Source organism: Dermacoccus sp. Tok2021 (assembly GCF_019895135.1).
Lineage (GTDB): Bacteria > Actinomycetota > Actinomycetes > Actinomycetales > Dermatophilaceae > Dermacoccus > Dermacoccus abyssi.
On record NZ_JAGTHU010000042.1, the window covers coordinates 1 to 8,894 of the forward strand.

Sequence of the window (8,894 nt, forward strand, 5' to 3'; positions counted from 1 at the left end):
ATCCACGCCGGCCAGGTCGGCGTCGCGGACGGCACCGACCCCGAACGGGTGCTCGCCTCCTTCGTTGCGGTGACGCAGTGTCAGCCGGCGTACGGCTTCGCGTCGATGATCTTGACGGCGATCGACTTGCCGTTCGGCGCGTCGTAAGTGACCTCGTCACCCTTCTTCTTGCCGTTGATCGCAGCGCCCATGGGCGACTGCTCGCTGTAGACGTCGATGTCGGCGGCGTCGCCGGCGATCTCGCGGCTGCCGAGGAGGAACGTCTCCTTGTCACCGAACATCTCGACCGTGACGACCATGCCCGGCTCGACGATGCCGTCGTCGGCGGGAGCCTCACCCACGGTGGCGTTGCGCAGCAGCGACTCGAGCTGGCGGATGCGGGCCTCCATCTTGCCCTGCTCCTCCTTCGCCGCGTGGTAGCCGCCGTTCTCCTTGAGGTCGCCCTCTTCGCGGGCAGCCTCGATGCGCTTGGCGATCTCGGAGCGGCCCGGGCCCGAAAGGTGCTCGAGCTCGGCCGACAGACGATCGAACGCGTCCTGCGTGAGGAAGCTCGACGACGTGGTGGTCTCGCTCACGGTGTTCTCCTTGCTGTGTGCATCAGGTTCCACGCGCGCTCGGCGCGGGCGTGAAATGAAGGCCGAGACGGCGGCTACCGCGTACTGCGGCGCGCGTCTCGGCCCGGGATCAAACCACCATTTTAACACCGCCCGCCGCGTGGCACGAGATGGCGCATCCGCGTGGCGGCGGCGCGAACGTCACTGCGCCGGCGGGCGTTCCCCCGTGTAGTGGCACTCCTTGACCGTTCCCGAGACGGCGCGCGACGTGGTGCGCAGCAGGTCCGAGTACCGCGTCGAGCGGTAGGGGCTGGGCTTGAGCTCCACCTGCTTGGTACCCAGCACGTCGCGCTTGTCGTTGAGCGCAATGATCGTGCACGTGATGGCACGGTTGCGTTCGCTCGGGATGACGTCCCAACGCACCTCGATGCGGTCGTCGGAGATGACCTTGAACCCGGCCTGGTTGGCCCTCACCGTGTTCGACGAGGCACTGATGCCGAACCAGGCCGCGAGAGCGGACATGAGGATCACACCGACGATGCCGATGATCCACCACTTGCGTTGTTCGGCCCGTGGGCGTGCAGGGGACACCGCTGCTCCTTTGCAACAATGGGCGACGCACGCTCCGTCCCGGCAGGTTGGCCGGGGCAGGCGAGCTCAGATGTCACCCACACGATACGAGGTACGACGTGACCAGCGGATTCCGCCTCATGGCGGTGCACGCTCACCCGGACGACGAGGCGAGCAAGGGCTCGGCGACGATGGCGCGCTACCTGGCCGAGGGAAACCGCGTCCACGTCGTCACCTGCACCGGGGGAGAGCGCGGCGACGTGCTCAACCCGCGCCTGGCCGAGGACCCGCGGGTCAAGAGCGACCTCGTCGACCTGCGTCGCCAGGAGATGGCGGCCTCACGCGACGTCGTCGGGTACGAGCACACGTGGCTCGGCTTCGTCGACTCCGGTCTGCCCGAGGGCGACCCGCTGCCGCCGCTTCCGCCGGGCTGCTTCGCGCTCGAGCCGCTCGACGTCACGACCGAGGCGCTCGTGCGCGTCATCCGCGAGTTCCGCCCGCACGTCGTCACGACGTACGACGAGAACGGCGGCTACCCGCACCCCGACCACATCATGACCCACCTCGTCACGATCTCGGCCGTGCGTGCCGCTGGCGACCCGCAGGCGTACCCGCACGCGGGCGAGCCGTGGCAGCCGCTCAAGGTCTACTACGACAGGACGTTCTCCCGCGCCAAGCTCGAGGCCTACCACGACGTGCTCGTCACGGCGGGGCGCGAGTCGCCGTACCCCGCGTGGTTGGAGCGCCGCGCCGACCGCCCCGAGGGCCGCATCACGACGCGCGTCGACGCCTCGAAGTGGTTCGACGTGCGCACCAAGGCACTGCTCGCGCACGCCACGCAGATCGACCCCGACGGTCAGTTCTTCGCGCTCAGCGCAGACGAGCAGGCAACGGCCTGGCCGATGGAGGACTGGGACATCGCCCTGTCGGCCGTGCCCGTGGCCGCGGACGAGAACGACCTGTTCGCCGGGCTCGGCACCCCTGAGGAGGCCGACGCGATGGCCACCGCAACCCCACCTGCGAAGATGGTCGTGGACGATGTCGTAGAGCGGAAGGAAAGCTGATGGGCGGCAACGAGAGCGTCGAGGTCACCGCAGGGATCTGGGGCTTCCTCGTCCTGTTCGGCCTGGCCCTGGCCTGCTGGTTCCTCTTCCGCAGCATGAACGCACACCTGCGGAAGATGACGTTCCAACAGCGCGAGCAGGTGCCCAAGAACACGCGGACGGCGGGGGCGCGTTCCGAGGAGAGCCCCGTGACGCCGGAGGACGACGACCCCATCGGTAGCGCGCGCCACTGACGCCTGCGTTCGTCGCGTGGGTTTCCCCGCCCGCATGGAACCGACGCACGGGGAACACCCGTCAAACGTTGGTATGTTCGACCCGATTGCAGCCATGACGAGTCAACGGAGGTGAGCCCGGTGCGCGGTCCCGGTGACGTGCTCTACACCGCCTACGAACGTCAGCTCGTCAAGGGGCTGCCCGGTGAGCGCCTCCCGCGTCACGTCGGACTCATGCTCGACGGCAACCGTCGGTGGGCGAAACTGCGTGGCGAGAACACCGAGCACGGCCATCGCGCCGGTGCGGACAACATCGAGCCGTTGCTCACGTGGTGCGACGAACTCGGCATCGAGGTCGTGACGCTCTGGCTCCTGTCGACCGACAACCTCAAGCGCAGCGAGGTCGAACTGGGGCCGCTGCTCGAGATCATCGAGGACGTCGTCGACGGTCTCGCCGCGTCCGGTCGGCGCCTCAACCTCGTCGGTGCGCTCGGGCTGCTGCCCGACGCAACGCGTGCCCGGCTTCAGGCCGCCGTCGAGAAGACGACCGACGCCGAAGGTCTCGTCGTCAACATCGCCGTCGGCTACGGCGGACGACAGGAGATCGTCGACGCGTTCCGCGCGATGCTCCTCGACGCCGCCGAGCGCGGGGAGTCGCTCAAGTCGCTCGCCGATCGCCTCACGATCGAGAACGTCGGCGACTACCTCTACACGAAGGGCCAGCCCGACCCCGACCTCGTCATCCGCACGTCCGGCGAGCAGCGCCTCGGCGGGTTCCTCCTGTGGCAGAGCGCCCATTCGGAGTTCTACTTCTGCGAGGCCTTCTGGCCCGATTTCCGCCGCGTCGACTTCCTGCGCGCGCTGCGCGCCTACGCCGAGCGCGAGCGTCGCTTCGGCGGCTGACCGGCGGGCCGGTTCATCCAAGGTTCACCCCTGCGACGGGTGACGAACACCCGGAACGACACCGGTGTCGTTAGCGTCGCAAGGGAGGGGCGAGAACGCCTCTTGCAGCCCTACCGACGGCGGGGCGCACCGACGAGGGACCCGAGGATCGACGATGACTCTGGCGTACTCCAGCACGAACGGGGGCGCCACGGGCGTCCTCAATAGCCAACTTCTCGATGGCCACCTTCTCGAGCGCGACATCACGACGAAGGACGCCGAAACGGCCCCGCGTGACGGCGACGGACGGGCCGATACGGCGACGAAGACGTACGTGCTCGACACCTCGGTGTTGCTCTCCGACCCGCGGGCCGTGCTGCGCTTCGAGGAACATCACGTCGTGCTGCCGGTCGTCGTCATCACCGAACTGGAGGCCAAGCGCCACCACCCCGAACTCGGCTACTACGCCCGCGAGTGCCTGCGGTTGCTCGACGACATGCGCGTGACGCACGGGCGCCTCGACCACCCGGTGCCCGTCGGCAACGGTGGCACGCTGCGCGTCGAGCTCAACCACACCGACCCGTCGGCGCTGCCTGCCGGCTTCCGCCTCGGCGACAACGACTCGCGCATCCTCGCGGTGGCGGCGAACTTCGCGGCCGAAGGCCACGATGTGACGGTCGTGAGCAAGGACCTGCCCATGCGCATCAAGGCCTCTGCCGTGGGGCTCGACGCCGACGAGTACCGCGCCGACGGCGTGCCCGACTCCGGCTGGACGGGCATCGTCGAGCGCACCGTGAGTGCCGACGACGTGGATCGCCTCTTCGAATCCGGTCGCCTCGCGCTCGAGGACATCGAGGACCTGCCGCTCAACACGGGCGTCGTGCTGACGAGCGCCGGCGGGTCATCGTCCGCGCTCGGCCGCGTCATGCCCGGCGGTGTGCTCAAGCTCGTGCGCGGTGACCGAGACCTGTTCGGCCTGCACGGCCGCTCGGCCGAGCAGCGCATCGCCATCGACGTTCTGGGCGACCTCGACGTCGGCATCGTCAGCCTCGGCGGCAAGGCCGGCACGGGTAAGAGCGCGCTCGCGCTGTGCGCCGCGCTGGAGGCCGTCATGGAGCGTCGCGCGCACCGCAAGATCATCGTGTTCCGCCCGCTGTTCGCCGTCGGCGGCCAGGAGCTCGGCTACCTGCCCGGCAGCGAGAACGAGAAGATGGGCCCGTGGGCGCAGGCCGTGTTCGACACTCTCGGCGCCGTCGTGAGCAAGGAGGTTCTCGACGAGGTCATCGCCCGCGACCTCCTCGAGGTGCTGCCGCTCACCCACATTCGTGGGCGCTCGTTGCACGACGCGTTCGTCATCGTCGACGAGGCTCAATCGCTCGAGCGGAACGTCTTGCTCACGGTCCTGTCGCGCATGGGGCAGAACTCGCGCGTCGTCCTGACGCACGACGTCGCGCAGCGCGACAACCTGCGCGTTGGCCGTCACGACGGGGTTGCGGCCGTCGTCGAGAAGCTCAAGGGGCACTCGCTGTTCGCGCACGTGACGCTGACACGTTCGGAGCGCAGCCCGATCGCCGCGCTCGTCACGGACGTCCTCGCCTCCTGACGGCCGGATGATGCACGTCCTGTGAGCCGCGCGAAGTCGGCGGTGTGGCAAATAGCATCCGACGGGATGGAATCTGTACCGTGAACTGCGTCGCGCGCCCTGGGGGTGTGTGGCCGGACGGTGCGTGACGGGGACGACGCGCCGCCGACTCGATGTTGAGGAAGGCTCACTGTGCGTTTGATCCACCGCAAGGGATTCGCGGTCGTCTATTGGGTGGTCGCGTTCCTGGCCACCGTGCTCGCCATCATCGCCGGTGCTCGCTCGGGCGCCGGTGCTGCGCCCGAGTTCAGCGACGGATCGGGTACGAGCGTCGGCTCGCAGATTCTCTTCGGCCTCGGGGGCGCGGTGCTCGGTGGCCTCTTGGTCGCCGCGATCTTCGCCGGGGTCTGGATCGGCCTGTGGGCCCTCGACCGGCGCGCGAACCCCGAGTTCGACGACCGCGGCGACTACGACACGCTCGACGACCTCGATGACGACTTCGACGAGGCCGAGCGCGACGCGCAAGACGAATCTGACGACGAGTTCGCCGAGGGAGACCGCAACTTCGTCGACGAACACGACCTCGACGGTGACGGACGCTCCGCCGTTCGCCGCTGACATCCCCCGAAGAAGGCCCCGACTCGCGTGAGTCGGGGCCTTCGTCGTTGCCTGGCGCCGGTGCTCCGGGGGCGGGCCGTGTCAGAGCTTGCGCAGTTTGACGCTCTCGACGTGGTGGTCGGCGCCCTTGCGCAGAATGGCGGTGGCGCGGTGCTTCGACGGCTGCACGTTGGCGACGAGGTTGGGCAGGTTGATGCTCTCCCAGATCGCGGTGGCACGGTCGACGGCCTCTTCGTCGCTCAGTTCGGCGTAGCGGTGGAAGTAGGAGTCCGGGTCGGCGAAGGCCGTGCTGCGCAGACGCAGGAAGCGGTCGACGTACCACTGACGGATGTCGCTCTCGCGGGCATCGACGAAGACGCTGAAGTCGAAGAAGTCGGAGACCGTGAGCGTCGAACGCGACGGTTGTCCGGGCGTCGGGATCGGCGGCTGGAGAACGTTGAGGCCCTCAACGATGAGGATGTCGGGCTGACGGACGACGACCTTCTCGTCCGGCACGATGTCGTAGACGAGGTGGCTGTAGACCGGAGCCTCGACCTCGGCCTTGCCGCCCTTCACCTCGGCGACGAAGCGCACGAGCGCGCGGCGGTCGTAGCTCTCGGGGAAGCCCTTGCGATCCATGATGCCGCGGCGTTCCAGCTCGGCGTTGGGGAAGAGGAAACCGTCTGTCGTGAGGAGTTCGACGCGCGGGGTGTCGGGCCAGCGGGCGAGGAGTTCGCGCAGAACGCGCGCCGTCGTCGACTTGCCCACGGCCACCGAACCGGCCACACCGATGATGAACGGCGTCTTCGCGGGGCGCTCGTCGAGGAAGTCGCTCGTGATGCGGTGCAGGCTCTTCGTCGCGCCTGCGTAAAAGTTCACGAGGCGGGAAAGGGGCAGGTAGACGTCCTCGACCTCCGCGAGGTCGATCCGCTCGCCGAGACCCGAGAGGCGACGCACGTCGTCGGACGTGAGGTCGATGGGGCGCGAGTCGTGCAGTCGGGCCCAGTCCTCACGGGTCAGTTCGACGTACGGGCTCGGAAGAGGAGGCAGATGCGGGCGACTCACCCCGTCATTGTGCCGTAGCCGGGGCGTGTCGGGGAGCCGGTGCGGCACAACGCAGCCCGGCGGGCCGCGCCGCGCGTTCCCGCGTATTCGTGCCGGGGCCGACGCCCCGAGTAGGCTGTCGCCCATGTGTGGAATCGTTGGATACGTCGGCCCGCGCGTCGACGAGCGCGCCCAGACCGTCGTCATGGAGGGTCTCGCGCGCCTGGAGTACCGCGGATACGACTCGGCCGGCATCGCGCTCGTGACCGGTGACCACGTCTCGACGGCGAAGAAGGCCGGCAAGCTGGCCAACCTGCAGGCCGAACTCGAGGCGAACCCGCTGCCCGAGTCGTCGACAGGCATCGGGCACACGCGCTGGGCCACGCACGGTGGCCCCACCGACGCGAACGCCCACCCCCACCGCGGTGGCGCGGACGGCAAGCTCGCCCTCATCCACAACGGCATCATCGAGAACTTCCACCCCCTGCGTAACGAGCTGCTCGCCGACGGCGTCGAGTTCACGTCCGAGACGGACACCGAGGTCGTCGCGCACCTGCTCGCGAAGGCGTACAAGGGTGACCTGAAGGCCGCGATGCTCGAGGTCGTCAACCGCCTCGAGGGCGCCTTCACGCTCCTGGCCGTGCACGCCGACAACGCCGACCAGGTCGTCGCCGCGCGCCGCAACTCGCCGCTCGTCATCGGCCTCGGTGAGGGCGAGAACTTCCTCGGCTCCGACGTCGCCGCCTTCATCGGCTACACGAAGGAGGCCATGGAGGTCGACCAGGACCAGGTCGTCGTCATCACGCCGCAGAACGTCGAGGTCGTGAACTTCGACGGCTCCGCAGCTCAGGGCAACACCTTCCACGTCGACTGGGACGCCGCGTCCGCCGAGAAGGGCGGCTTCGACACCTTCATGGAGAAGGAGATCTTCGACCAGCCCGACGCCGTGCGCGACACGCTGCTCGGACGCACCGACTCCGAAGGTCGCCTCGCCCTCGACGAGATCCGCATCTCCGAGGACGAGCTCAAGAACATCGACCGCATCACCATCGTCGCCTGCGGCACCGCCGCGTACGCCGGCATGGTCGCCAAGTACGCCCTCGAGCACTGGACGCGCATCCCCGTCGAGGTCGCGCTCGCGCACGAGTTCCGCTACTGCGACCCGATCGTTTCCGAGCGCACGCTCGTCGTCTCGATCTCGCAGTCGGGCGAGACGATGGACACGCTCATGGCCGTCAAGCACGCCCGTGACCTGGGCGCGAACACGCTGAGCATCTGCAACACGCACGGTGCGACCATTCCGCGAGAGTCCGACGCCGTGCTCTACACGCACGCCGGCCCGGAGATCGCCGTCGCGTCGACGAAGGCCTTCCTCGCGCAGATCACCGCCTGCTACGTGCTCGGCCTGTACCTCGCGCAGCTGCGCGGCGGCACGTACGCCGACGACGCGAAGAAGGTCATGGCCGAACTGCAAGAGATGCCGGCCAAGATCGACGAGCTTCTCGGCCACCTCGACCGCGTGCGCGAGATCGCCCGCTTCATGGCCGACACGCGCTCGGTGCTCTTCCTCGGCCGTAACGTCGGCTACCCGATCGCCATGGAGGGCGCGCTCAAGCTCAAGGAGCTTGCCTACATCCACGCCGAAGGCTTCGCCGCCGGTGAGCTCAAGCACGGCCCGATCGCGCTGATCGACGCCGGCCAGCCCGTGTTCATCGTCGTGCCCGGCCCTGACACCCCGCACGGTCTGCACGGCAAGGTTGTCTCCAACATCCAGGAGATCCGCGCTCGCGGCGCTCGCACCCTCGTCATCGCCGAAGAGGGCGACGAGGCTGTCGTGCCGTTCGCCGACGAGGTCATCCGCATCCCGAAGTCGGCTCCGCTGCTCGCACCGCTGCTCGCCATCGTGCCGCTGCAGGTGTTCTCGCTGGAGCTCTCGACGGCCAAGGGCCTCGATGTCGACCAGCCGCGTAACCTCGCGAAGTCCGTCACCGTGGAGTGACCTTCTGTTCCGCTGAAGACCGCGTCGACCCTGTGGGGCGGCGCGGTTTTCGTTTTGTGGGGTTTGGGCGCTTGGGCGTTGGGGGAGCTGACAGCGAGGGGCGGCGGACTGATTGCCTGCGAGGTGCTCAGCGAGGGATTCGCCAGATGGGATGGGGTTGGATTGGGTGCCGGGAGACGTGTCCGCTCGCCTTCTTGGGACACGTCGCTGGTGCTTGGGTTGCCTGTCTTTGGTCGCGGGCCCTGGGTGCTTGCTGCGCGCGTCGTCTTCATTGGCCTGGTTCCTACTCGGGCGATTGGTCGCGCAAGTGGGGACGTATTCGGCTCGGGGGGGTACCCACTTGCGCGATGTTTCTCGCTGGTGGGGTACAGCCACTGTCGGCGGCGGGAC

General features: G+C 68.4%; 9 protein-coding genes. 6 read left to right on the forward strand and 3 right to left on the reverse strand.

Translation table 11 applies throughout. The features are described 5' to 3' along the window. Window positions 1–80: 80 nt before the first annotated feature. Both greA and K9D12_RS14615 read right to left on the reverse strand, forming a co-directional pair. Window positions 81–575 (reverse strand): transcription elongation factor GreA, encoded by a 495-nt coding sequence (greA, locus tag K9D12_RS14610; protein ID WP_047311771.1) that lies wholly within the window; start codon window positions 573–575, stop codon window positions 81–83. Window positions 576–755: 180 nt separating this feature from the next. Continuing rightward, the gene (locus tag K9D12_RS14615; protein ID WP_223060580.1) at window positions 756–1,145 is read right to left on the reverse strand and encodes a DUF4307 domain-containing protein; all 390 of its coding nucleotides are present in this window, start codon (window positions 1,143–1,145) and stop codon (window positions 756–758) included. A gap of 98 nt (window positions 1,146–1,243) precedes the next feature. Between K9D12_RS14615 and mca the strand changes: the two genes are divergently transcribed. The 5 genes from mca (at window position 1,244) to K9D12_RS14640 (ending at window position 5,482) form a co-directional block, all read left to right on the forward strand. Beyond that, on the forward strand, window positions 1,244–2,188 hold the full coding sequence (gene mca, locus K9D12_RS14620) for a mycothiol conjugate amidase Mca (RefSeq protein ID WP_370633534.1): 945 nt from the start codon (window positions 1,244–1,246) through the stop codon (window positions 2,186–2,188). After that, on the forward strand, window positions 2,188–2,421 hold the full coding sequence (locus K9D12_RS14625) for a hypothetical protein (RefSeq protein ID WP_223060581.1): 234 nt from the start codon (window positions 2,188–2,190) through the stop codon (window positions 2,419–2,421). The genes mca and K9D12_RS14625 overlap by 1 nt, the downstream gene beginning before the upstream one ends. Before the next feature lie 120 nt (window positions 2,422–2,541). After that, the gene (locus K9D12_RS14630; RefSeq protein ID WP_223060582.1) at window positions 2,542–3,303 is read left to right on the forward strand and encodes an isoprenyl transferase; all 762 of its coding nucleotides are present in this window, start codon (window positions 2,542–2,544) and stop codon (window positions 3,301–3,303) included. 154 nt (window positions 3,304–3,457) lie between these two features. Continuing rightward, window positions 3,458–4,885, forward strand: coding sequence for a PhoH family protein (locus K9D12_RS14635; RefSeq protein WP_082128799.1), 1,428 nt, complete (start codon window positions 3,458–3,460; stop codon window positions 4,883–4,885). Window positions 4,886–5,056: 171 nt separating this feature from the next. Next, complete coding sequence (locus K9D12_RS14640) at window positions 5,057–5,482, forward strand: hypothetical protein (RefSeq protein WP_223060583.1); 426 nt, start codon at window positions 5,057–5,059, stop codon at window positions 5,480–5,482. 81 nt (window positions 5,483–5,563) lie between these two features. Here K9D12_RS14640 and coaA read toward each other — a convergent pair whose 3' ends face one another. Continuing rightward, window positions 5,564–6,526: a type I pantothenate kinase gene (gene coaA, locus K9D12_RS14645; RefSeq protein ID WP_240730255.1), complete on the reverse strand. Its 963-nt coding sequence runs from the start codon at window positions 6,524–6,526 to the stop codon at window positions 5,564–5,566. A 124-nt stretch (window positions 6,527–6,650) separates the two neighbouring features. Between coaA and glmS the strand changes: the two genes are divergently transcribed. Beyond that, entirely contained in the window at window positions 6,651–8,504 is a 1,854-nt protein-coding gene (gene glmS / locus K9D12_RS14650; protein WP_047311777.1) for a glutamine--fructose-6-phosphate transaminase (isomerizing), read from the forward strand. The last annotated feature ends 390 nt before the right edge of the window (window positions 8,505–8,894 follow it).

Bases quoted from the DNA above. Each gene is read 5' to 3' on its own strand.
- K9D12_RS14625 (WP_223060581.1), top strand. From the start codon at position 2,188: ATGGGCGGCAACGAGAGCGTCGAGGTCACCGCAGGGATCTGGGGCTTC.
- K9D12_RS14635 (WP_082128799.1), top strand. From the start codon at position 3,458: ATGACTCTGGCGTACTCCAGCACGAACGGGGGCGCCACGGGCGTCCTC.
- glmS (WP_047311777.1), top strand. From the start codon at position 6,651: ATGTGTGGAATCGTTGGATACGTCGGCCCGCGCGTCGACGAGCGCGCC.